Annotated in this window: 21 protein-coding genes and 1 pseudogene; 13 read left to right on the top strand and 9 right to left on the bottom strand. The window is 61.3% G+C overall.

The window, feature by feature from the left end:
* Positions 1–96 precede the first annotated feature (96 nt).
* The 4 genes from AOA59_RS14510 to AOA59_RS14495 are packed head-to-tail and all read right to left on the bottom strand — an operon-like array spanning position 97 to position 2,377.
* Positions 97–654 carry a DUF4136 domain-containing protein gene (locus AOA59_RS14510; protein ID WP_099488012.1) on the bottom strand — a complete coding sequence of 186 codons (558 nt, stop codon included), beginning with the start codon at positions 652–654 and terminating at the stop codon, positions 97–99.
* Positions 655–699: 45 nt separating this feature from the next.
* The gene (locus AOA59_RS14505) at positions 700–1,302 is read right to left on the bottom strand and encodes a DUF4136 domain-containing protein (RefSeq protein WP_099488010.1); all 603 of its coding nucleotides are present in this window, start codon (positions 1,300–1,302) and stop codon (positions 700–702) included.
* A 24-nt stretch (positions 1,303–1,326) separates the two neighbouring features.
* Positions 1,327–2,076 (bottom strand): methyltransferase, encoded by a 750-nt coding sequence (locus AOA59_RS14500; protein ID WP_065930603.1) that lies wholly within the window; start codon positions 2,074–2,076, stop codon positions 1,327–1,329.
* Entirely contained in the window at positions 2,069–2,377 is a 309-nt protein-coding gene (locus AOA59_RS14495; protein ID WP_065930604.1) for a MazG-like family protein, read from the bottom strand. Before AOA59_RS14495 ends, AOA59_RS14500 begins: the two co-directional genes overlap by 8 nt.
* 154 nt (positions 2,378–2,531) lie before the next feature.
* Here AOA59_RS14495 and AOA59_RS14490 point away from each other — a divergent pair, with 154 nt between their 5' ends.
* The 3 genes from AOA59_RS14490 to AOA59_RS14480 all read left to right on the top strand — a co-directional run bounded on the left by AOA59_RS14490 (position 2,532) and on the right by AOA59_RS14480 (position 4,718).
* The gene (locus AOA59_RS14490; RefSeq protein ID WP_017136733.1) at positions 2,532–2,825 is read left to right on the top strand and encodes a hypothetical protein; all 294 of its coding nucleotides are present in this window, start codon (positions 2,532–2,534) and stop codon (positions 2,823–2,825) included.
* Positions 2,826–2,828: 3 nt separating this feature from the next.
* On the top strand, positions 2,829–4,172 hold the full coding sequence (locus AOA59_RS14485) for an MATE family efflux transporter (RefSeq protein ID WP_099488008.1): 1,344 nt from the start codon (positions 2,829–2,831) through the stop codon (positions 4,170–4,172).
* A gap of 117 nt (positions 4,173–4,289) precedes the next feature.
* Positions 4,290–4,718 carry a hypothetical protein gene (locus AOA59_RS14480; RefSeq protein WP_099488006.1) on the top strand — a complete coding sequence of 143 codons (429 nt, stop codon included), beginning with the start codon at positions 4,290–4,292 and terminating at the stop codon, positions 4,716–4,718.
* A gap of 8 nt (positions 4,719–4,726) precedes the next feature.
* On the opposite strand, the gene AOA59_RS14475 is transcribed toward AOA59_RS14480, so the two are convergent.
* From AOA59_RS14475 to AOA59_RS14455, 5 genes are all read right to left on the bottom strand, one after another.
* The gene (locus tag AOA59_RS14475; protein ID WP_099488004.1) at positions 4,727–5,590 is read right to left on the bottom strand and encodes an alpha/beta hydrolase; all 864 of its coding nucleotides are present in this window, start codon (positions 5,588–5,590) and stop codon (positions 4,727–4,729) included.
* A 181-nt stretch (positions 5,591–5,771) separates the two neighbouring features.
* Positions 5,772–7,685 (bottom strand): arginine decarboxylase, encoded by a 1,914-nt coding sequence (speA, locus tag AOA59_RS14470; RefSeq protein WP_056860452.1) that lies wholly within the window; start codon positions 7,683–7,685, stop codon positions 5,772–5,774.
* A gap of 212 nt (positions 7,686–7,897) precedes the next feature.
* Complete coding sequence (locus tag AOA59_RS14465; protein ID WP_012722004.1) at positions 7,898–8,269, bottom strand: translation initiation factor Sui1; 372 nt, start codon at positions 8,267–8,269, stop codon at positions 7,898–7,900.
* A 183-nt stretch (positions 8,270–8,452) separates the two neighbouring features.
* Positions 8,453–8,989, bottom strand: coding sequence for an NUDIX hydrolase (locus AOA59_RS14460; RefSeq protein WP_065930608.1), 537 nt, complete (start codon positions 8,987–8,989; stop codon positions 8,453–8,455).
* A gap of 2 nt (positions 8,990–8,991) precedes the next feature.
* Positions 8,992–9,969, bottom strand: coding sequence for a DUF2333 family protein (locus tag AOA59_RS14455; protein WP_370589438.1), 978 nt, complete (start codon positions 9,967–9,969; stop codon positions 8,992–8,994).
* Positions 9,970–10,358: 389 nt separating this feature from the next.
* Between AOA59_RS14455 and AOA59_RS14450 the strand changes: the two genes are divergently transcribed.
* From AOA59_RS14450 to purH, 10 genes and pseudogenes are all read left to right on the top strand, one after another.
* Positions 10,359–12,029: a PleD family two-component system response regulator gene (locus AOA59_RS14450; RefSeq protein WP_069786893.1), complete on the top strand. Its 1,671-nt coding sequence runs from the start codon at positions 10,359–10,361 to the stop codon at positions 12,027–12,029.
* 1,499 nt (positions 12,030–13,528) lie between these two features.
* Positions 13,529–14,044: pseudogene (locus AOA59_RS33530) on the top strand (methyl-accepting chemotaxis protein); the annotation flags it as partial.
* Positions 14,045–14,317: 273 nt separating this feature from the next.
* Positions 14,318–14,773, top strand: a complete 456-nt coding sequence (gene aroQ / locus AOA59_RS14440; protein WP_056860456.1) for a type II 3-dehydroquinate dehydratase — start codon at positions 14,318–14,320, stop codon at positions 14,771–14,773.
* 24 nt (positions 14,774–14,797) lie between these two features.
* A complete protein-coding gene (gene accB / locus AOA59_RS14435; protein WP_017136744.1) occupies positions 14,798–15,259 on the top strand; it encodes an acetyl-CoA carboxylase biotin carboxyl carrier protein in 462 nt (153 codons plus the stop codon).
* Between the two features lie 17 nt (positions 15,260–15,276).
* A complete protein-coding gene (gene accC / locus AOA59_RS14430) occupies positions 15,277–16,638 on the top strand; it encodes an acetyl-CoA carboxylase biotin carboxylase subunit (RefSeq protein ID WP_017136745.1) in 1,362 nt (453 codons plus the stop codon).
* Between the two features lie 281 nt (positions 16,639–16,919).
* Positions 16,920–17,798 (top strand): 50S ribosomal protein L11 methyltransferase, encoded by an 879-nt coding sequence (gene prmA, locus AOA59_RS14420; protein WP_099487997.1) that lies wholly within the window; start codon positions 16,920–16,922, stop codon positions 17,796–17,798.
* 30 nt (positions 17,799–17,828) lie between these two features.
* The gene (locus AOA59_RS14415) at positions 17,829–19,037 is read left to right on the top strand and encodes a DUF3426 domain-containing protein (protein ID WP_099487995.1); all 1,209 of its coding nucleotides are present in this window, start codon (positions 17,829–17,831) and stop codon (positions 19,035–19,037) included.
* Between the two features lie 185 nt (positions 19,038–19,222).
* Complete coding sequence (dusB, locus tag AOA59_RS14405; RefSeq protein ID WP_056860459.1) at positions 19,223–20,236, top strand: tRNA dihydrouridine synthase DusB; 1,014 nt, start codon at positions 19,223–19,225, stop codon at positions 20,234–20,236.
* On the top strand, positions 20,233–20,553 hold the full coding sequence (gene fis, locus AOA59_RS14400; protein ID WP_003221275.1) for a DNA-binding transcriptional regulator Fis: 321 nt from the start codon (positions 20,233–20,235) through the stop codon (positions 20,551–20,553). The genes dusB and fis overlap by 4 nt, the downstream gene beginning before the upstream one ends.
* Before the next feature lie 81 nt (positions 20,554–20,634).
* Positions 20,635–22,242, top strand: a complete 1,608-nt coding sequence (gene purH / locus AOA59_RS14395) for a bifunctional phosphoribosylaminoimidazolecarboxamide formyltransferase/IMP cyclohydrolase (protein ID WP_065930614.1) — start codon at positions 20,635–20,637, stop codon at positions 22,240–22,242.
* Positions 22,243–22,355: the final 113 nt, after the last annotated feature.

Below are 22,355 nucleotides of genomic sequence, written 5' to 3'. Positions count from 1 at the left end.
ACCTGTGCCGCGATGAGGGCGTGTCAGCCACCCTATTCACCACTGACCCACCGCAATCGCGGGCAAGCCCGCTCCCACAGAGTTTTGCGCTGGTCTTTAGTGCGGAGGGTAGTTGGAGAGGATCTTGCTCACTGTGCTGCGAATCGCATCACTGCGATCCTGTGGGTTCGGCGTGCTGGCCATCATCTGCTCGTCGCTGCCACGCCATACCAGTTTGCCGTCCTTGCCGTCGAGCAGGTCGATCTGGATGGTCGCCACTTTGTAAGTGATGTTGCGCGTTTCGTTGTACATCGGCCCGCCCCAGTAGCCATTCCACGGGCCGCCCCAGGCGCCGCCGTAGTTAGTGGTGACTTGTTGCTGGCGGTCTTCGACGATCAGGTAGGCCTGCACATTCAGGTCGGCCTTGGCACCCGCGGCGGCGGGGCGCAGGCCGTGTTGGTCGAGTTGCTCACCCACGGCCTGGCGGATGCGTTGCTCGGTGAGGTCGCTCTTGATCCGAGGATCATCCGGGCGGTATTGCAGCGCCGGGTCTTTCCAGGCCCAGTTGCGGTAGGCGCCAAAATCGCGGCTGGCATCAAAGTCGTGGTTGACCTGGCTGGTCTGGCAGCCACTCAACAAGACCAGTACGGCTAGTGCAGCAAGGCGACGAAGCATGGGTGTTCTCCAAAAGACGGAATCAGCCTGAGATGAGAATAGCTGCTAACTGGGTGGATAAGCGCTCATTGCCTTTTGCATCGCTTCACGCAATGCATCAGCGCGTTCGCTCAGGCTGCCCTGGCTGGTGGTTTCGGCGCTGGTGCTCCATACCGGCTGGCGCGTGCGGGCATCGAACAGGCTCACGCGCGCCACCGCCACCGTCACCTCATACGTGCGTACCACCGGCACCGTGTTGTACATGCCGTAGCCATTGCCATAGCGGTTATAGCCGCCGTAGCCATAGCCATAGTCGTCCTGCACCTGGCGCAGGCGTTTTTCCAGGCGCACATCGGCGCTCACCAGCAGGTCGGGAGCGCGGTTGTCATGCAAGGGGCGCAAGCCGCGCTGGTCGAGGGCGCCGCTGACCGCTTCGGCGATTTGCGCCGAATCGGCCCAGGCCGTGCCCGCCGGCAGTTGGCCGTTGAGCCAGCCCCAACTGCGGTAGGCACCATAGTCGCGCACCGGCGCCGGGTAGGCACTGGCATCAAAGGTATTGGCCGCCTGGGCCGGAGCCGGCGGCATCGGGGCCGAGGCGGCCACGTAGGGGTTGGGCGTGGAGCAAGCGCTCACGCCCAGCGATAACAGGATCAAACAGAGACGACGCATTTCGACCTCCGCAGACTGGGCCGCTTAAACCGGACGGCAGATCCAGTGCAAATAACGCCCAAGCCCGGCAAAGCTTGGGTGACGACGGTGAGCGAGTTCCATCTCCAACAAGTCCTGCAGATCGGCGCGGGCCTGGAATTCCACCGGCATATAGTCGTGGAACACCCGCACGCCACTTTGGCTTTCGACCTGCCAAAGCCCTTCGAGTTGCGCCGCCAGTTCCCGTGGGTCGAGCGGTTGTTGCGGGGTAAGGCTTTGCTTCTCGCCGGCCATGTCGTTCTTGCGCATTTTGCGGAAGTGGCCTTTGAGCAGGTTGCGGTAAATCAGCGCATCACGGTTGTAGAACGCCAGCGACAGCCAGCCGCCGGGCACCGTGAGCTGGTGCAGCACCGGCAGAATCGCGTGAGGTTCAGCCAGCCATTCGAGCACGGCGTGGCACAACACCAGGTCGTAAGGCTCAGTGAGCTGGCCGAGCAATTGCTGCCAGGGCGCGTGGATAAAGGTCGCGGTCTGCCCCGCCTCGGCAAACCGCTGACGGGCGCCTTCAAGCATCGGCTCGGCGGGCTCGGCCAGGGTCACGTGATGACCACGCTCGGCCAGCCACAACGACATATGCCCCAGGCCCGCGCCGATATCCAGCACGCGCAGCGGGCGCTCGGGCAAGGCTTCAGTCAGGTCGGCCTGCAACACCGCCAGACGAATCGCGCCTTTGGCGCCACCGTAGATCTTCTCGGCAAAGCGCGTGGCCAACTGGTCGAAGTGACGGTCACTCATGGGCGAACCGCCGTTCGCTGTCGGCCAGTTTGGCGCGTACCACTTCGTTCATGTCCAGGCCCAGCTCACTGCACAGCAACAGCAGGTACAGCACGATATCGCCGACTTCCTGCCCGGCGTGGGCGAGTTTGTCAGCCGGCAGCTGGCGCGACTGGTCTTCGGTCAGCCACTGGAAGATTTCCACCAGCTCGGACATTTCCACACTGGCGGCCATGGCCAGGTTTTTAGGGCTGTGGAAGCGCTTCCAGTCGTTGGTATCGCGAATACGGTGCAAGCGTTCGGTGAGGTGTTCGAGGTTCATGCGGGGGCTCCTGAAGGTGTATAGCTTCGGGCGGATGCCGGGCGAAGGCAAGTGAATCCCTGTAACGCATCAACCTCTATGCTAAAAGGGAACTCGCTTGGTGTAATAACGACCAAAGGCTCAGCGACGCCCCCCTCTTCATCAGGACACACACATGCAGGTAGAAAGCTTTTTCGAATGGTTGGGCCAGGCACTGGGTTCCGTCATCCGCTTTATCGTCGACGGTCTCAGCGGGTTGTTCGGCGCCTTGACCCACGCAGGCGGCAACTTTATTGAAGGCCTGTCGCGCACATTGGGCATGGACACCTCGATCATCAGCATCGCCGCCCTGATCATCGGGTTGATGTTGCTGTACTCGGCGGTGCGTGCGTTTATGCGTGCGTCGATCATTATGGGGATTATCTGGTTGATGCTGGGGCTGTGGTTGCTCAGTTGGGTTGTGCATTAATACTTGAAAACACTCACCCTGCTGACGGATTGGCGCGACCGCTCCACCCATCGCCGCGTCTGGGCATTGGCGGCGCCGATGATCTTGTCGAACATCTCGGTGCCGCTGGTGGCCCTGGTGGACAGCATGGTCATCGGCCACCTGCCCCACGCTCATCAACTCGGCGCTGTGGCGGTGGGCGCCAGCCTGTATACCTTCCTGGCCTGGGCCATGGGCTTTCTGCGCATGGGGTCTACCGGGTTTGCAGCACAAGCCGCCGGGCGCGGGGACGGCGCGGCACTCAGGCAAATCCTGCTGCAAGGTTTGCTCCTGGCGCTGGGGCTGGCGATGCTGCTGGGCACGGTGGGCATCCCGCTGAGCCATCTGGCCCTGGAGTGGATGCAGCCCTCGCCCGAGCTGAACCAGCTGACTCGCGATTTTTTCCACACGCGTTTGTTCGGCCTGCCCGCCGCGCTCGCCAGCTACGCCTTGGTCGGCTGGTTCCTCGGCACGCAAAATGCCCGCGCACCACTGGCTATCCTGCTGACTACCAACCTGGTCAACATCGCCTTGAACCTGTGGTTTGTACTCGGCCTGGAGTGGGGTGTGGTCGGCTCCGCACGCGCCTCCGTTATCGCCGAATGGACCGGCGCCCTGCTCGGCCTGGCCCTCACGCAAAAAGCCCTGCGCGCGTATCCCGGGCATATCGCCTGGGCGGCATTAAAGCGCTGGCAAAGCTGGCGCCCACTGCTGGCGGTGAACCGCGATATCTTTATCCGCAGCCTGGCGCTGCAATCGGTGTTTTTCATGATCACCGTGCAAGGCGCCCGTCTGGGCGATGCCACCGTGGCGGCCAATGCGCTGTTGCTCAACGGCCTGCTGTTAACGGCCCACGCCCTCGACGGTTTGGCCCACGCAGTGGAAGCACTGTGCGGGCACGCCATCGGTGCGCATGATCGCCAGGCGCTACGCCGCTCGCTGGTGGTTGCCTGTGGCTGGTCATTGATTGCCAGTGTGGGGTTCGCGCTGCTGTTCACCTTCGCCGGGCACCTGTTTATCGCCATGCAAACCGACATCCCGAGCGTGCGTGAAACCGCCGATACTTACCTGCCCTATCTGGCCGTACTGCCGTTGATTGCGGTGTGGAGCTACCTGCTGGACGGCCTGTTCATCGGCGCCACCCGCGCGCGCGAGATGCGCAATGGCATGCTGCTGACCGTGGTGATACTGCTGCCCTTCGCGTGGTTGTTACAGGGCTACGGCAACCACGGGCTGTGGATAAGTTTCCTGGTGTTCATGGCCCTGCGCAGCCTCACGCTGTGTGCAATCGCCTGGCGGCTGAACAAACGTAATCAATGGCTGGGGTAATTGGCCCTGTCAGTTCTCACAGGTTACAACGCTGACGTTCCGGCGTTGAATGGAGATCGCGCCTGAAGAGTCTTTGGCTTCAGGCTGCGATCACCTTTCAACTCAAGGAAGAACCCCATGAGCAACAACACCTACTGGATTATCGGCGCGTTGATAGTGGTCGTCTTGATAGCTGTCGCGGTGCTTCGTAAGTCCAAGAAGAAAAAAGCCAGGCCTCCAACCGAAACCGTCGCCGAACCGCCTGTTCAGGTTGCGCCAGTCACTCCGGACACGGCCGAATGGTCGTTCAAACTGGATGACGATCCGTCAGCACTCCCCACGCAGCCCGTCATCCCGGCCGGCGTGGAGATTGTGAATCAAACGAACTTTCACATCGTCGTGACACGACTAGGCATAACAACGACGGTACCCCCACAGGGTCGAACACTGATGGAGAATGACGATGGCTGGACAGTCAGCCCTTCAGCGCAAAACACGCTGCAGTCTGTCGCGATGGAGAAAAGCAGCCCCGAAAGCTCCGCCAAGTACACCCTGATAGTCCGGTAAAGCCAGCCTCACCGGCCTGGAGTGGAGCGGATAAACGCCGTGACCTGATCCAGCACCGGCGCCAGCCAGCGCAACGGCTTGGCAATGGATGCCACCAATGTCGCGTGGCTGGTTCTGGTGAAGTAAAACGTCTCGACCGGCACACCCGCTTCGAGCAGTTTCTTCGCCAGCCCGCCCGTGTTGCGCGCGGGGTTGACCAGCGTGTCGCTCACCGAGGCGATCAACAGGCTCGGCGGTGCGTCATGACTGACGTGGTTGATGGGCTGGGAATCGGGCGGTGAGTCCGGGAAGAAAAACACGGGGCGCACATCGCGGTTTTCAATCGGCAGGAAGTCATAGGGCCCGGCCAGGCCGATCCAGCCCTTGAGCATCGAAGGTGACAGCTTGACCTCGTTCAGCCAACGCGCATCCAGTGCCAGCATCGAGGCGTTATAGGCACCGGAGCTATGGCCCATCAGGTAGAGCTGCTTGGGGTCGGCGCCGTACTCGGCGATGTGTTGGTGAGTCCAGGCCACCGCCTGGGCGCCGTCCTGGAGAAAAGCGGGGTAACGCACTTGCGGGTAGAGCCGGTAGTCCGCGATCACTACCACAATGCCACGAGAGGCCAGGGCTTCGCCGACAAAACCGTAATCATCCTTGGAGCCGCTGTTCCAGCTGCCGCCGTAGAAGAACACCACGACCGGGGCGTTGGGCAAGGCGGTGACGGGGCGATAGATATCGAGATGCTGACGCGGGTCAGGGCCGTAGGCAATGGATGAAGTTTTGGTGAACGTGTTGGTAGGGGTGAGTGCGTTGAGCACTTTGATCGGAGAGCAGGCCGAGAGGAATGCGGCGACTGCCAGGGTTAACGCTTGCAGCCATTTGCTCGACATCGTTCAGACCTCACACAGAAGGTACGACCAAACGAAAATCCAAATGTGGTAGCGGGCTTGCCTGCGATGGCGGTGTGTCAGCCCTGAAGGTGCTGACCGATACACCGCTATCGTGGGCAAGCCCGCTCCCACACTGGATCTCTGTCACGTTGAGATCTTTGTCAGCCTGGGAGCAGTGTACTTATGAGGACAGGTAGGACGAACGCGTCAAACCCAGACGCAACGCATCCAGGAACTGCGTACGCTCGCTGGCACTGATCTTCGCGCTGGCGCACTTGTCACGGTAGTGCGTCATCAACTCCTCCGGCGACAAGTGCACATAGCGCAGCATGTCTTCGATGGTGTCGTGGGTCTCGATCCCGGCGCTGTACACCGAACCGTCTTCACGCTGGTAGATGTTCACCGAGTCGGTGTCACCGAACAGGTTGTGCATGTCACCGAGGATTTCCTGGTAAGCGCCGACCAGAAAGATACCCAGCAAGTAGTCTTCGCCTTCGTTCAAACCGTGCACCGGCAGGCTGGTCTCGATGCTCTGCTCGTCGACGTATTGCTTGATCTTGCCGTCGGAGTCGCAGGTCAGGTCTTGCAGCACGGCGCGGCGCAGCGGTTCTTCGTCGAGACGGTGCAGCGGCAGAATCGGCAGCACCTGGCCGATCGCCCAGGTGTCCGGCAGGCTCTGGAACACCGAGAAGTTGCAGATGTATTTGTCGGCCAGCTTGTCGTTGAGCTCATCCAGCACTTGGCGATGCGAGCGCTGACGGGCTTTGAGCGAGTTGTGCAGGCGACGGCACACGGCGAAGTAGCACTGTTCGGCCAGGGCTTTTTCCGCCAGGGTCAGCTTGCCGTCGGCGTACTGGGTGGCCACGTCGCTCATGTAGTGAGTGGCGCGCCAGTAAGTCTCGGTGACCATTTCGATGTCGGTCGGGCCCAGCAGGTCGACCAGCCACTGCACGGTTTCCGGCAGGCTTTCCTTGTTCTCGATCTGCGGGATTTCGTCGTTGTGTTTTTCAACGTCCGTGACCTGCACCACCAGCATGGCGTGGTGGGCGGTCAGGGAGCGGCCGCTTTCGGAGAAGATGTGCGGGTGCGGCAGGCTCTGCGCGTCGCAGAATTCCTTGAGCATGCCCACGACCACACCGGCGTAATCGTCCATGTCGTAGTTGATCGAACTGGCGTTACGCGAGTGCGTGCCGTCGTAGTCCACGCCCAGGCCGCCGCCCACGTCGATGTGGTCGACCGGCAGGCCGAGGTTGCGCAGTTCGCCGTAGTAACGAATGGCTTCCTTGAAACCGTGCTGGTAGTCGGCCAGGTTGGCGATCTGCGAACCCATATGAAAGTGCAGCAGGCGGATGCCCTGGTCCAGGCCGGCAGCGCGGAAGCGCTCGACCACCGACAGCAATTGCGCCGCCGACAAACCGAACTTGGATTTCTCGCCACCGGTGTCCGCCCATTTGCTCGACGCCAGCGACGACAAACGCACACGCAGGCCAACCTGCGGCTTGACCTTGAGGCTTGCAGCCTCTTCGATCACCAGGCCGACTTCGGATTCTTTCTCGATCACGATAAACACATTGTGACCAAGCTTCTGGCCCATCAGCGCCAGGCGGATGAACTCACGGTCTTTGTAACCGTTGCAGACGATGGTGCCGCCCTTCGGCGCCAGGGCCAGCACGGCCAGCAGCTCAGGCTTGGAGCCGGCTTCCAGGCCGATCGACACGTTCTGGGTGGCGATGATGTTCTCGATCACCGCTTCCTGCTGATTCACCTTGATCGGGTACAGCGCGGTGTACTTGCTCTGGTATTCCAGGCGCTCGATGTTGGAATCGAACGCGCCGGTCAGTTGGCGTACACGGTCTTGCAGGATGTCGGGGAAACGCACCAGCAGCGGCAAGGACAGGCCGCTTTTGCGCAGCTCGTCGACTTGCTCGTACAGATCAACCGGCGTGCTGTTCGGGCCGTTCGGACGGACTTCAACGCGACCGGCATCATTGATCGCGAAATACCCGGCCCCCCAATGGCGAATCCCATAAACACTGCGGCTGTCCGCAACTGTCCATTGGCTGCCATCGTCTTTGCGTGTGCGTCGTACGGACATCGAAGTCCCCTATATAAAGTCGAAGATCACCACGCCTTGTTGCAAGGCTGGCGAAGTCTAAAGAATGAAAATGACGATTTGCCTGTAAGGAAGGTAGACCCCACTCGCAGGGCAGAGTTTAGACACCGGTCAGGAACAGGCTCTGTGAAAACCATGGAGACGACCCTTCGCGTTCAGCAAAGCGGTCATCGGGGTGGGTTTCACAGAGGCGGCTAGCCGCCGGATTTCTTCGCCTTGTAACCCAGCTTGATCAGCTCGGCCAACAGCAACTCGACGTGATCGCCCTGGATCTCGATGACGCCGTCTTTCAACGCGCCACCGGTGCCACAGCGCTTTTTCAGCGTGGTAGCGAGTTCCTTCAGGGCCTCTTCGGCCAGGGGCACGCCGGTGATGGTGGTCACCGTCTTGCCGCCACGGCCCTTGCTCTCGCGTCGTACGCGGGCAATGCCGTCGCCTTCAGGGATCAGGGTCTGTTTACAGGTACACGAATCCACGGGCTGACGACAGTCCGGGCAGTGTCGACCTGCGTCGGTGGAAAATACCAGGCCACCAAGGGCGGCGAAGGATGCGGCTTTTTTGGCCACCGGCAATCCTCTTGGGAGGACAAAGACTGATCGGTATTCGCTAAGGCAACTTACCGACCGCGAAGCCCCACTCAGGCAGGGGCAGCGCTACCGAAGCGCCAAGGCGGTTCGGGTGAAAAGGCGCGCAGTGTAACGGCAAAAAGCCCGATTGCTAAGGGCCAAATAGCGCCAATTTATGCAACTTTAGCGACGTGAGGCCAGATAGCGCCGCAGGCCCTCTTGAGCATCCGGGCAGTAAGGCTTGAGTTCAGCTTCCTGCAGGACCGTTTCAAGGGGCAAAAACCGCGCTTCCATGACCTCTTCGGGCTGCAAGCACAGCGGGCCATCCCACACTGCCGAGTAAGATGTGCACCACAACCGGCTATCACCGTCCTCAAAGTAAAAATGGTCATGCTCGACCAATTCCACACCGCCCACCCCGAGTTCTTCTTCCAACTCACGAGCAGCCGACACCGCGTAGCTCTCGCCCGCCGCCACCATGCCACCTGCCGCCGTGTCCCAAAAACCGGGGTACAGGGCTTTGCTCAGGGTGCGTCGGTGCACACACAGCTCACCGGCGGTGTTGAACAGAAAGATAAAGGTGCACCGGCCGATCAGGCCGCGCTGGCGCAGGTCGGACCTGACGAGGTGACCGAGCAGGTTGTCCTGCTCGTCGACCCAGCAGATCAGTTCAGCATCAGAGGCCACACGGTGTGCGGCCTCATTGGGAGTAGCGTCCATCATCACCCCTGGTTGAGGAGCTGACGCAAATCTATAACTGCAGCGTTTGCCCGGGAAATATAGTTGGCCATGACCAACGAGTGGTTGGCGAGGATGCCAAAGCCACTGCCGTTAAGAATCATAGGACTCCATACCGGTTCCTGCGAGGCTTCCAGCTCGCGAATGATCTGACGCACGCTGACGGTGGCGTTTTTCTTGGCCAGCACGTCGGCGAAGTCGACTTCAATCGCACGCAGCAAATGCGACAAGGCCCACGCCTGGCCACGGGCTTCGTAGAACACGTTGTCGATCTGCATCCATGGGGTTTCCACCACTTCTTCATCGACCTGCGGTACTTCACCCGGCGCCAGGGCTTCGGTTTTCAGTGCGGTGTTCAATTTTACCCGGCCTACGCTGGCCGACAGACGTTGCGACAACGACCCCAGGCGCGTGGCGACATCGCCCAGCCAGTTGTTCAGGTTGTCGGCGCGGGCATAGAACAGCGCGCCCTTCTGATTGGGGTCGGACAGGCGCGCTTCGTAGCGGCTCAGGGAGTTGATGCCTTCCTGGTATTCCGACTCGCTGGACGGCAGCACCCAGCTCTTGTTGTCGAAGTTGAAGCGCGGTTCAGCCTTGGCCAAATCTGCGTCTTCAGCCGACTGCGACTGCGAACGGGCAAAGTCTTTACGCAGGGCGCGCGTCAGGTCGCGCACTTGCACCAGCACGCCGTATTCCCAGCTCGGCATGTTGTCCATCCACAGGCCTGGCGGGAAACGGTCGTTGGAAATGTAGCCACCGGGCTTGTTCAGCAAGGTGCCGACCACGGTCTTGAGGGTTTCGACGGTGGTGTAGCCAATCACCATCTGCTTGCCTTCCTTCTCGGCGGCAAGCTGGGCGTTTTGCTGGACCGGGAACAGTGCCGGCTCTTCGCTCCAGTACCAACCCAGGCCGCCAGTGACCAACAGGTACAAGGCCAGCACGCTGAGCAGCGCCTTGCTCATCAGCAGGTTGCGAAAGTAGCCGCGTTGGGTCGACTTTGGCTCAGGGGCGGGGCCTTTGGCACTGCCTGCACGGTTTTTCCAGTCCAGCATGGCGATATCCTTTCAATCACTTGAGTTCATGCACGTCAATTGTCCGGGTGCGGTCAAACACTCCGACCACAACCCTACCCCATCGTGCCCATCGGCGCGGGGCTTTTAACCGAAAGTGGCAGGTGGGAGGCGTTCGACTATAAAGGATGCACGCTTTTTACGCAGCGCGACCATTGAGTCGATAAATGAATACCCAAGACGTGTACTTAATTGACGTATGACACTCATGCAACAGAAAAGAGGTGCTAGCATAGAGCCATCAGTCGACCTCAGCATGCACCCTCACTAGTAGTCAGGATATGACCGAGCCAGAAGACCCCAGCCGTGAGCGTCTCAAGCACCATTTTGCCCAGCGGGTAATTCATCAGGCACGTCAAATTCTTGAGATCTGGCAACGCCTGCAACGCAGCGAATGGTCGAACACCGATTTGTCCGAACTCAGCGAAGCCAACCTGCGCCTGCTGCGCTTTGCCGAGCGTTTCGAACAGCCGGAACACGGCCAACTGGCGCGGCACATCGGCGAATCGCTGAAGGTGGTGGACGAAAATCGCGGCCGCCTGAGCAGCCAGGTCATCACCGAACTCAACCGCCTGATGCAACGCCTGTCCCGCACCGGCCTGCGTCAGGGCGACCAGTTGGAACAAACCTTTCTGCCACCGATGCGCAAGCCCATCTACGTGATGCTGGCCGATCACGACCGCGCCGAACGCCTGGCCAAGCAGCTGGAGTTCTTTGGCATGAGCGCCCAGTCCCTGGACAGTGTGGCGGCGTTTCGCGCCTCCCTGGCCGAGCGCCTGCCGTCAGCGATTGTGATGGATGTGGACTTCTGCGGTGCGGGCCTGGGCCTCAAGCTGGCCGCCGAAGCCCAGGAAGGCCTCGAGCAAAAGCTGCCGCTGCTGTTTTTCAGCCTGCATGAAACCGACACGCCAACGCGCCTGGCCGCGGTGCGCGCCGGTGGCCAGGAGTTCCTCACCGGCACCCTGGAAGCGTCGAGCCTCTTGGAAAAGATCGAAGTGCTGACCTGCGTCGCGCAGTACGAACCCTATAAAGTACTGATCATCGATGACTCACGGGCCCAGGCACTGCACACCGAGCGCCTGCTCAACAGCGCCGGCATCGTCACGCGCACCTTGATCGAACCGATCCAGGCCATGGCCGAACTGGCGGATTTCCAGCCGGACCTGATCATCCTCGACATGTATATGCCCGCCTGCACCGGCACCGAGCTGGCCAAGGTGATTCGCCACAACGACCGTTACGTCAGTGTGCCGATCATCTACCTGTCGGCCGAAGACGACCTGGATAAACAACTGGACGCCATGAGCGAAGGCGGCGACGACTTCCTCACCAAGCCGATCAAGCCGCGCCACCTGATCACCACCGTGCGCAACCGCGCGGCGCGGGCGCGCAACCTCAAGGCGCGGATGGTGCGCGACAGCCTGACCGGGCTGTACAACCACACTCACATCCTGCAATTGCTCGAAGACTGCAGCTTCCGCGCCCGCCGCGAGAACAAGCCGCTGAGCTTTGCGATGCTCGACATCGACCACTTCAAGCGCGTCAATGACAGCCACGGCCACCCCATGGGCGACCGCGTCATCAAGAGCCTGGCGCTGTTTCTCAAGCAGCGCCTGCGCAAGACCGACTACATCGGCCGCTACGGCGGCGAAGAGTTCGCCATTGTGATGCCCGACACCGACCTGGAATCGGCCTGCAAGGTGCTGGACGAAATCCGTGGGCGCTTTGCCGAAATTCACTACCCGGCCCAGCCGCAGGATTTGTGGTGCACCTTCAGCGCCGGGCTGGTGGAGCTGTGCGACGATTCCGACAGCCTGATGATGGCTGCCCAGGCCGACGAGGCGCTGTACCGCGCCAAAAACGCAGGACGCAACCGCGTGCAAGCCGCGCGCACATCAAAGCAAAGTGCCACCTTTTCACCGGAATTCACCGAATCCGTCATAACTTTGTAATGGAAACGCAATAACTTCAGGCACTTATCTTTTGCTGTCGGTTGAAACCACGCATGCGCCTGAAGCTGCTGACCAATCTCAATACCCTTCTGCTGGTGGCCGTGTGCCTGGCCCTTGGGGCCACGCTTTGGTGGTCGCAACGCGCACTGGAACGGCCTTATCTGCTGATGGAACGCTACCTGAGCCTGTCGCAGACCTTTCAGAACCAGGCCGCGCGCAACATTGACGACTACCTGTCCAGCGGCGATGCTCTGCGCTTGAGCAGCGCCAGTCAAAGCCTGGAAAGCCTGTTGCAGCATCTGGACGAGTTGCCGCCAGAACTTGCGCAAAACCTGCGCCCCAGCCTGGTGGATCTGGATACCTTCAGCAAAACCGAGCTGCTCGCCGCCGGCAAACTGGCGGGCGATCCGCAAGCCCTGTTGCTGCAAGCCGAACGTGAGCTGGGCGCGAACCTGGAGCAACTGAGCCAATACGCCACAGGCGCCAACGCACCGGACGCCGCTCGCTACCTGCCGCCCTTGCTGGCCGCGTCCCAGCACCTGGGCAAACTGTCCCTGGCCCGCGACAAGCTGGTCAGCAGCGGGCGCGCGGAGTTGGCCGATGACGTGGAACGCGAAGTCGCCAGTATCCGTACCCAGGCGGACCTGTTGGCGGCGTTGCCATTGCTGGGCGTCAAGGCCAGCAGCGAATCCGGCGCCGATGATTTTTCCGCCATGATGGGCCTGGAAAACACTACAAAAACCGAAGCCCAGGACACTGGCGTCGACCTCAAACGCGAGCTCAACAGCCTGTTGACCCGCTATCCCGCCGAACTCCAGCGTACCCGCGAGCAAATCCAGCAGCGCACCGCACTGGCGGCCGCCACCCACCTGAAAATTGCCGCCGTGCAGCAGGCCATCTCCGGCCTGGAGCCGGTGGTGCGTGCCCAACACGCCAGGATCCAGGGTGAAGTCCGCCTGCTGCAAGGCGTGATGATCGGCCTGATCCTGTTGATTGCCCTGCTGATCGACACCCTGCAACGGCGCCTGGCGCGGTTGCTGACCAACCTTGCGCCGGCGCTGTCGACCTGGGCCGAAGGTGATTTCAGCCAGCCGATTGCGTTGGGCAAGACCAACCGCGAACTGCACGATATTGAAGCCTCGCTGAACCGCTTGCGCGCGTATCTGGTGGCCCTGGTGGGCACCATTCGCGGGAATGCCGAAGAAGTCGCCGGTAGCAGTCGCGCCCTGGCCGAGCTGAGCAGTGGCTTGCATGATGGTGCGCAGCGCCAAGCGGGTGATACCGCACAGATCCGCGACTCTTTGGGCGAGCTGGAAGCCACCATCCAGCAAGTGGCCGGCGACGCCAGCCAAGCTGCGGGTGCCAGCCGTAGTGCGGGCCTGGCCGTGGAACAAGGCCAACGGGTGATCGGCCTGAGCCTCACCGGCTTGCATGCGCTGGTGGGTGAAGTGCAGCAAAACGCACAGATGATCGAGAAACTCGCGGAAGAATCCGCCACCATCGGCGGCGTGCTCACCGTGATTCGCTCGATTGCCGACCAGACCAACCTGCTGGCCCTCAACGCCGCCATCGAGGCGGCCCGCGCCGGGGAAGCCGGGCGCGGGTTTGCCGTGGTGGCTGACGAAGTGCGCACCCTGGCCCAACGCACGGCGGGCGCCACTGCTGAAATCCAGGGGTTGATCACCGGCCTGCAAAGCGCCGCCCATCAGTCGGTGCAGGGCATGCGCGCCCAGGTCGAACACGCCGAGGCCACCGCCCAGCAGGCCCAGGCGGCCGACGGCGCGCTGGATGAAATCGTCGGGGCGATCCAGACCATCTCCGACACTGCCGTGCGCATCGCCGATGTGACCGCGCAGCAGAGTGGCGCCGTCAGTGAGATTCGTGACAACAGCGAGCGGATTCACCAACTGGGCGAGGATAATTTGCTGCGCATCGGCCAAGGACGTAGCCAGGGTGAGCATTTGCTGGAACTGGGTGGGCAGCTGAACACTGCCGTGCAGGCGTTTCGCGTCTAATGCGATCGAGATCGTGCCCACGCTCTGCGTGGTCATGCATCCTGCGACGCTCCGCGTCACGACTTCAGAGCGGGACGCGGAGCGTCCGGGGGCGGCATTCCCACGCGGAGCGTGGGAACGATCAATCACTGACCAAATCAAGCCTCACAGTCACAAATTTTGCGCAATCATCGCTAATCGTGCCGCCTACTGCATAGAACTGGACAGTCACAAAGGCTTTGCGGCATAGTCGCCGGGTTCTGACGCACCCACATCAATAACAAGGAACAGCCGATGGCGACCTTTCTGGTTCTTCACGGACCCAACCTGAACCTGCTTGGCACCCGCGAACCGGGCGTCTACGGGGCGGTGACCCTGGAACAGATCAACCTTGATCTGGAACGCCGGGCGCGTGAAGCCGGCCACCATTTGCTGTACCTGCAAAGCAATGCCGAGTACGAATTGATTGATCGCATCCATGCCGCGCGTGGCGAAGGCGTGGACTTTATCCTGATCAATCCCGCCGCTTTTACGCATACAAGTGTTGCATTACGTGACGCGCTGCTGGCGGTGAGCATCCCATTTATCGAAGTGCATTTGTCGAACGTGCACAAACGCGAAGCTTTCCGCCATCACTCCTACTTCTCCGACGTAGCGGTAGGTGTGATCTGCGGCCTTGGCGCCAGCGGTTACCGACTGGCCCTGGAGGCCGCCCTGGAACAACTTGAACAACCGGCCAAGCGCCCCTGACCGACCCTTGGGAGTTGATGATTCATGGATATCCGTAAAGTTAAGAAACTGATCGAACTGCTGGAAGAATCCGGTATCGACGAGCTGGAAATCAAGGAAGGCGAAGAATCCGTACGGATCAGCCGCCACAGCAAGACCCCGGCTCAACAGTTCTACGCGCCACAGATGCAAGCACCTGCTCCGGCTGCCGCACCTGCCGCCGCCCCGGCTGCTGCCGCTGCACCGGCCGCCCCAGCTGCGCCTGCGCTGAACGGCTTCGTGGTCAAGTCGCCAATGGTCGGTACCTTCTACCGCACCCCGGCACCGACCTCGCCAGCCTTCGTTGAAGTCGGCGCAACCGTGAAAGTGGGCGACACCATCTGCATCGTTGAAGCGATGAAAATGATGAACCACATCACGGCTGAAAAAGCCGGCGTCATCGAATCCATCCTGGTAGAAAACGGTCAGCCGGTTGAGTACGACCAGCCGCTGTTCACCATCGTTTGAACCGCGGAGCGCCTTCGATGTTGAAACCTGCGAAGAAACTGCAAAAAGTCCTGATCGCCAACCGCGGCGAGATCGCGCTGCGTATCCTGCGCGCCTGTAAGGAAGAGGGCATCAAGACCGTCGCTGTTTACTCGACGGCCGATACCGAATTGATGCACGTGAAACTGGCGGACGAAAGCATTTGCATCGGCCCGCCACTGGCCACGAACTCGTACCTGAAAGTCTCGAACATCATCGCGGCCGCTGAAGTGACCGGCGCTGATGGCATCCACCCAGGCTACGGCTTCCTCGCGGAAAACGCCGATTTCGCCGAACAGGTGGAAAAATCCGGGTTTGCCTTCATTGGCCCTAAAGCCGAAACCATCCGCCTGATGGGCGACAAGGTGTCGGCCAAGGACGCCATGATCGCAGCCGGCGTGCCAACCGTTCCAGGTTCCGACGGCCCACTGCCGGAAGACGAGGCAACCGCCCTGCGCATTGGTCGCGAAGTCGGTTACCCGGTGATCATCAAGGCCGCCGGTGGCGGTGGTGGTCGCGGCATGCGTGTGGTGCACAAGGAAGAAGACCTGATCGAAGCTGCCAAGCAGACCCGCTCCGAAGCGGCTGCCTGGTTCGGCAACCCGATGGTCTACCTGGAGAAGTACCTGACCAACCCACGTCACGTGGAAGTGCAGGTACTGTCCGACGGCCAGGGCCACGCCATCCACTTGGGCGACCGCGATTGCTCGCTGCAACGTCGTCACCAGAAGGTGTTGGAAGAAGCTCCGGCACCGGGCCTGGACGAAACCGCGCGCCAGGAAGTACTGGCTCGCTGCGTCAAGGCGTGCATCGACATCAACTACCGTGGCGCTGGTACCTTTGAGTTCCTCTACGAGAACGGCCGCTTCTACTTCATCGAGATGAACACTCGTGTGCAGGTAGAGCATCCGGTTTCGGAGATGGTCACCGGTATCGACATCGTCAAGGAGATGCTGAGCATCGCCGCCGGCAACGTGCTGTCCTTTACCCAGGACGACGTGAAGATCCACGGCCACTCCCTGGAGTGCCGGATCAACGCCGAAGACCCGAAAACCTTTATCCCAAGCCCTGGCCTGGTCAAGCATTTCCACGCGCCGGGCGGCAACGGCGTGCGTGTGGATTCGCACCTGTACAGCGGCTACAAGGTTCCGTCCAACTACGACTCGCTGATCGGCAAGCTGATCACCTGGGGCGCCACCCGCGACGAGGCCATGGCCCGTATGCGCAATGCCCTGGACGAAATCGTGGTTGACGGCATCAAGACCAACATCCCGCTGCATCGGGATCTGGTCCGCGATGAAGGCTTCTGCGAAGGTGGTGTGAACATTCACTACCTGGAACACAAGCTGGCCAACCAGTAAGTGCTTCACCCAACAAAGCCGCCTTCGGGCGGCTTTGTTGTTTGTGGGCCCGCAAGAACACCGCCGCCCCCATGTGTGCGGGCTTGTGTGGGAGCTGGCTTGCCTGCGATAGCATCACCGCTGTCTGCCAGACAGTCCGCGGCGCCTGCATCGCAGGCAAGCCAGCTCCCACACAAGCCAGCTCCCACATAAGCCCGCTCGCCACACACTCGCCGCTCGCGTAAACTTGCGCGCTTTCGCGACCCAGCCGTCGCACACTCATTTTTTCAAAGGTGCCCGCCATGCCTTGGCTGCAAGTCCGTCTCGCCATCAGCCCAGAACAAGCCGAAACCTACGAAGACGCTTTCCTCGAAGTCGGCGCCGTGTCGGTGACCTTTATGGATGCCGAAGACCAACCGATCTTCGAACCGGAACTCAACACCACGCCGCTGTGGTCCCACACCCACCTGCTGGCCCTGTTCGAAGACGGCACCGATGCCGCCGCCGTGCTGGCCCATATGCAATTGCTCACTGGCAGCCCGCTGCCGGAGCATCACAGCGAAGTAATCGAAGACCAGGACTGGGAACGCAGCTGGATGGACAACTTCCAACCGATGCGTTTCGGCCAGCGCCTGTGGATCGTGCCAAGCTGGCGCGCCGCGCCTGAGCCGAATGCCGTCAACCTGCTGCTGGACCCGGGCCTGGCGTTCGGCACGGGTACTCACCCTACCACCGCGCTGTGCCTGGAATGGCTGGACGGCCAGGACCTGAGCGACTGCAACGTCCTGGACTTTGGCTGCGGCTCGGGGATTCTGGCGATTGCCGCGCTGCTGCTGGGCGCCAAGGAAGCCGTCGGCACCGATATCGACGTGCAAGCCCTGGAAGCTTCCCGAGACAACGCCGGGCGCAATAACATTGCTGAAGGCAAATTCCCACTCTACCTGCCACAAGATTTGCCCCAGGTGCAGGCCGATGTGCTGGTAGCCAATATCCTCGCCGGCCCGCTGGTGTCGTTGGCGCCGCAGCTGTCGAGCCTGGTCAAGCCGGGCGGCCGCCTGGCGCTGTCGGGCATCCTCGCCGAGCAAGGCGAAGACGTGGCCGCTGCCTACGCCAAGGATTTCGAGCTGGACCCGATCGCCAACCGTGATGGCTGGGTACGCATCAGTGGTCGTCGGCGCTAGAATGAGCGCTTGCCTGAATCGGATGGCCGCATGACCGACAGTTTCGTCACCCAGTGCCCACACTGCCAAGCCCGTTTTCGCGTCAGCCACGCACAACTGAGTGTGGCCCGTGGCGTGGTGCGCTGTGGCTCGTGCCTGCAAGTGTTCAACGCCGCTCGCCAGTTGCTGGAGCAGCGCGGCCAGGCGCCTGCGCCTGAGCAGCCGGCCGCCGCCGAGAAAGCCGCCGAGCCGAGCGCCGAGGCCCCACGGGCCATCAGCCAGAAGCAGTGGAACGCCGAAGAACTGGACCTGGACAACCTGGACCTGGATGAAGAACTGGCCAAGCTGGAGCGTCGCCAGGCACCCGCCGACCGTCGCCAGCCGGAAGATGCCCTGAGCGCCACCCGCGGCACCGCCAAGGCCGAAGAAGAACAGTGGGCCGCCAGCCTGTTCAGTGAACCGCCCGAGGAACGCACCCCAGCGCCCGAGGACGAGCCGGAACCGGCCCCTGCGACACGTCAGCGCACCGAACCCTCCATGTCGTTTCGCCTTGACGACATCGACGATGAACCGCCACTGCGCTCAGCACCCCACGTTGAAGATGACGATATCGACCCGCCGTTCACGCCCTTGACCCGGGCCCTGGACGAACCGGAACCCGAAGATCGCCTGCAACCGCGTCGCAAACGCCCGCGCCCCGAGGTGAGTGTTCACGATGACGTACTCCAGGACCTGGAAGACGACCCGCTGCACCTTTACGCACAAAAGCGTCCATCCGGCTGGGGCCGCCGCCTGATCTGGATGCTGCTGGTGCTGATCGCCGCCGCCGGCCTGGCAGGCCAGTACATCGCGTATCAATTCGACGACCTGGCCCGCCAGGATGCCTACCGCCCATGGTTCCAGCAGCTGTGCCCGTCACTGGGTTGCACGGTGCCATCGCGGGTCGATATCGCCCATATCAAGAGCAGCAACCTGGTGGTGCGCAGCAACCCGGAGTTTGCCGGGGCGCTGGTGGTGGATGCGATCATCTATAACCGGGCGACGTTCTCCCAGCCCTTCCCGTTGCTGGAACTGCGTTTTGCCGACATGAACGGCAGTCTGATCGCCAGTCGCCGCTTCAAGCCCGGCGAATACCTGAGCGGTGAACTGGCCGGCGTGAGCGAAATGCCATCGCAGACACCGATCCACATTTCCCTGGACATCCTTGACCCAGGCAATAAAGCCGTGAATTACAGCCTGAGTTTTCACTCGCCCGAGTGAGCCGGCTCAGGCTCCGAGGTTTGACGGCAAATTATTGACTTTGCGCTGCGCAACCAAACCAGCGGCGATAAAGAAATAACTGTTCAGATTTTATCCAATTCAGCCTTTATCCAGTCATCGAGAGCGGGTATCATGCCAACCCTTTTTCGAACTCTAATGATCCGGCCCCACAACAGGGAAGTCCTATGTCGGCGGTACGCATCGGCCCATACACATTGCCAAACGGCTTGATCCTCGCCCCGATGGCGGGCGTCACCGACCAGCCCTTTCGTCAGCTGTGCAAGCGTTTGGGCGCGGGTCTAGTAGTCTCTGAAATGGTCACCAGCGACATGAGCTTGTGGAACACCCGCAAATCGCGGATGCGCATGATCCACGAAGGTGATCCCGAGCCCCGCTCGGTGCAGATCGCCGGGGGTGATGCGCAAATGCTGGCGGATGCGGCCCGAGCCAACGTGGAGTTGGGCGCACAGATCATCGACATCAACATGGGCTGCCCGGCCAAGAAGGTCTGCAACAAGGCCGCCGGTTCCGCATTGTTGAAAGATGAGCAGTTGGTAGCCGAGATCCTGCAGGCCGTTGTCGCCGCAGTGGATGTGCCGGTCACCCTGAAGATTCGTACCGGCTGGGACCGGGACAACAAAAATGGCCTGACAGTGGCGAAGATCGCTGAACAGGCCGGGATTACAGCGCTGGCGGTGCATGGCCGCACCCGCGCCGACCTTTACACAGGTGAAGCCGAGTACGACACCATTGCCGCGATCAAGCAGGCGGTGTCGATGCCGGTCTTTGCCAATGGCGATATCGACTCAGCCGAGAAAGCCCGGCGCGTGCTGCACGCCACCGGTGCCGATGGCTTGTTGATTGGCCGGGCCGCCCAGGGGCGGCCATGGATTTTTCGTGAGATCGAACATTTTCTGCGTACCGGCGACGTCTTGCCGGCACCGGAGTTGATCGAGGTGGAACGTATTCTGCTAGAGCATCTGGCCGCCCTGCACGCCTTCTATGGAGACGTGATGGGAGTACGCATTGCCCGCAAGCATGTCGGCTGGTATCTCGCCACCTTGCCGGGCGCCAAGGAATTCCGCGCTCAGTTCAATCGTTTGGATGAAACGCAGGCACAGGTCGCCACCGTTCGTGAGTTCTTCGCCGAACGTGACAAGAGCCTGGGAACAGGGGATGGAGAGGGGGTGGCCGCATGACGATGATGACCGAGACTTTAGTGAGTGGAACAGCACCCGTGAGCGACAACGTCAATTTGAAACAGCACCTCAACACGCCGAGCGAAGAAGGTCAGACCCTTCGTGGGAGTGTCGAGAAGGCGCTGCACAATTATTTCGCCCACCTTGAGGGCGCTTCCGTCACGGACGTGTACAACCTGGTGCTCTCCGAAGTCGAGGCGCCGTTGCTCGAAAGCGTGATGAACTACGTCAAGGGCAACCAGACCAAAGCCAGTGAGCTGCTGGGCCTCAACCGTGGCACCTTGCGCAAAAAGCTCAAGCAGTACGATTTGCTGTAAGCATTCAATCAAACCAGAAAGGCGCCCGCGTAAAAACGGTCGCCTTTTTTGCTGACTCCTTTGCTTTTGATGGAAATTGAAATGACCGACCAGACCACCCGCCTGCCGATCCGCCGCGCCTTGATCAGTGTCTCCGACAAGACCGGGATCCTCGAATTTGCCCGGGAGCTGGAAGCCCTTGGCGTGGAAATCCTCTCCACAGGCGGGACCTTCAAACTGCTGCAGGACAACGGCGTGGCCGCAGTAGAAGTCGCGGACTACACCGGTTTCGCGGAAATGATGGACGGTCGGGTCAAGACCCTGCACCCGAAAATTCACGGCGGGATCCTCGGTCGTCGCGGTATCGACGACGCCATCATGAGCGAACACGGCATCAAGCCGATCGACCTGGTGGCCGTTAACCTTTACCCGTTCGAAGCCACCATCAACAAGCCAGGCTGCGACCTGCCGACCGCCATCGAGAACATCGATATCGGCGGCCCGACCATGGTGCGCTCGGCAGCCAAGAACCACAAAGACGTGGCCATCGTGGTGAACGCCGGCGACTACGCCAACGTACTGGAAAGCCTGAAAGCCGGCGGCCTGACCTACGCCCAGCGTTTCGACCTGATGCTCAAGGCGTTCGAACACACTGCTGCCTACGACGGCATGATCGCCAACTACATGGGCACCGTGAACCAGGCCGCCGAGACCCTCAGCACAGAAGGCCGCAGCCAGTTCCCGCGCACCTTCAACAGCCAGTTCATCAAGGCCCAGGAAATGCGCTACGGCGAGAACCCGCACCAAAGCGCGGCGTTCTACGTTGAGGCCAAGCCTGCCGAAGTCGGCATCGCCACCGCGACCCAGCTGCAAGGTAAAGAACTGTCCTACAACAACGTGGCCGACACCGACGCTGCGCTGGAATGTGTGAAGAGCTTCGTCAAGCCGGCCTGCGTGATCGTCAAGCACGCCAACCCGTGCGGCGTGGCCGTAAGCCCGGACGCTGAAGGCGGGATTCGCCAGGCCTACGAACTGGCCTACGCCACCGACACTGAATCCGCGTTTGGCGGCATCATTGCCTTCAACCGTGAGCTGGACGCCGAGACCGCCAAGGCGATCGTCGAGCGCCAGTTCGTCGAAGTGATCATTGCCCCTTCCGTCAGTGAAGAGGCCCGCGCCATCGTCGCCGCCAAAGCCAACGTGCGCCTGCTGGCCTGTGGCGAGTGGTCGGCGGACCGCGCCGCGGCCTGGGACTACAAGCGCGTCAATGGCGGCTTGCTGGTACAGAGCCGCGACATCGGCATGATCGGCAGCGAAGACCTGAAGGTCGTGACCAAACGCGCCCCGACCGAGCAAGAGATCAACGACCTGATCTTCGCCTGGAAAGTGGCCAAGTACGTTAAGTCCAATGCCATTGTCTACGCCAAGAACCGCCAGACCATCGGTGTCGGCGCCGGCCAGATGAGCCGCGTGAACTCGGCGCGTATCGCCGCGATCAAGGCCGAGCACGCAGGCTTGCAGGTTGTGGGTTCGGTGATGGCTTCCGACGCGTTCTTCCCGTTCCGTGATGGCCTGGACAACGCCGCGAAAGCCGGTGTGACCGCCGTGATCCAACCGGGTGGCTCGATGCGTGATGCTGAAGTGATCGCGGCCGCTGATGAAGCGGGCATCGCGATGGTCTTCACCGGCATGCGCCACTTCCGCCACTGATTGATCGTTCCCACGCTCCGCGTGGGAACGCAGCCAGGGACGCTCCGCGTCCCTCGGACGCAGAGCGTCCGTAGAGGCATTCCCACGCAGAGCGTGGGAACGATCATCCTAAC

This window comes from Pseudomonas sp. 2822-15 (assembly GCF_002742515.1).
Classification (GTDB): domain Bacteria; phylum Pseudomonadota; class Gammaproteobacteria; order Pseudomonadales; family Pseudomonadaceae; genus Aquipseudomonas; species Aquipseudomonas salomonii.
This window is presented reverse-complemented; position numbering and strand designations above follow the sequence as displayed.

Excerpts from the sequence above, each read along its gene's own strand:
- AOA59_RS14505 (WP_099488010.1), bottom strand. The coding sequence starts at position 1,302 with ATGCGTCGTCTCTGTTTGATCCTGTTATCGCTGGGCGTGAGCGCTTGC.
- AOA59_RS14475 (WP_099488004.1), bottom strand. The coding sequence starts at position 5,590 with ATGTCGAGCAAATGGCTGCAAGCGTTAACCCTGGCAGTCGCCGCATTC.
- AOA59_RS14510 (WP_099488012.1), bottom strand. The coding sequence starts at position 654 with ATGCTTCGTCGCCTTGCTGCACTAGCCGTACTGGTCTTGTTGAGTGGC.
- AOA59_RS14495 (WP_065930604.1), bottom strand. The coding sequence starts at position 2,377 with ATGAACCTCGAACACCTCACCGAACGCTTGCACCGTATTCGCGATACC.
- accC (WP_017136745.1), top strand. The coding sequence starts at position 15,277 with ATGTTGAAACCTGCGAAGAAACTGCAAAAAGTCCTGATCGCCAACCGC.
- aroQ (WP_056860456.1), top strand. The coding sequence starts at position 14,318 with ATGGCGACCTTTCTGGTTCTTCACGGACCCAACCTGAACCTGCTTGGC.
- accB (WP_017136744.1), top strand. The coding sequence starts at position 14,798 with ATGGATATCCGTAAAGTTAAGAAACTGATCGAACTGCTGGAAGAATCC.
- fis (WP_003221275.1), top strand. The coding sequence starts at position 20,233 with ATGACGATGATGACCGAGACTTTAGTGAGTGGAACAGCACCCGTGAGC.
- AOA59_RS14460 (WP_065930608.1), bottom strand. The coding sequence starts at position 8,989 with ATGGACGCTACTCCCAATGAGGCCGCACACCGTGTGGCCTCTGATGCT.
- AOA59_RS14450 (WP_069786893.1), top strand. The coding sequence starts at position 10,359 with ATGACCGAGCCAGAAGACCCCAGCCGTGAGCGTCTCAAGCACCATTTT.
- prmA (WP_099487997.1), top strand. The coding sequence starts at position 16,920 with ATGCCTTGGCTGCAAGTCCGTCTCGCCATCAGCCCAGAACAAGCCGAA.
- dusB (WP_056860459.1), top strand. The coding sequence starts at position 19,223 with ATGTCGGCGGTACGCATCGGCCCATACACATTGCCAAACGGCTTGATC.
- AOA59_RS14455 (WP_370589438.1), bottom strand. The coding sequence starts at position 9,969 with ATGAGCAAGGCGCTGCTCAGCGTGCTGGCCTTGTACCTGTTGGTCACT.
- AOA59_RS14480 (WP_099488006.1), top strand. The coding sequence starts at position 4,290 with ATGAGCAACAACACCTACTGGATTATCGGCGCGTTGATAGTGGTCGTC.
- AOA59_RS14500 (WP_065930603.1), bottom strand. The coding sequence starts at position 2,076 with ATGAGTGACCGTCACTTCGACCAGTTGGCCACGCGCTTTGCCGAGAAG.
- speA (WP_056860452.1), bottom strand. The coding sequence starts at position 7,685 with ATGTCCGTACGACGCACACGCAAAGACGATGGCAGCCAATGGACAGTT.
- AOA59_RS14490 (WP_017136733.1), top strand. The coding sequence starts at position 2,532 with ATGCAGGTAGAAAGCTTTTTCGAATGGTTGGGCCAGGCACTGGGTTCC.
- AOA59_RS14415 (WP_099487995.1), top strand. The coding sequence starts at position 17,829 with ATGACCGACAGTTTCGTCACCCAGTGCCCACACTGCCAAGCCCGTTTT.
- purH (WP_065930614.1), top strand. The coding sequence starts at position 20,635 with ATGACCGACCAGACCACCCGCCTGCCGATCCGCCGCGCCTTGATCAGT.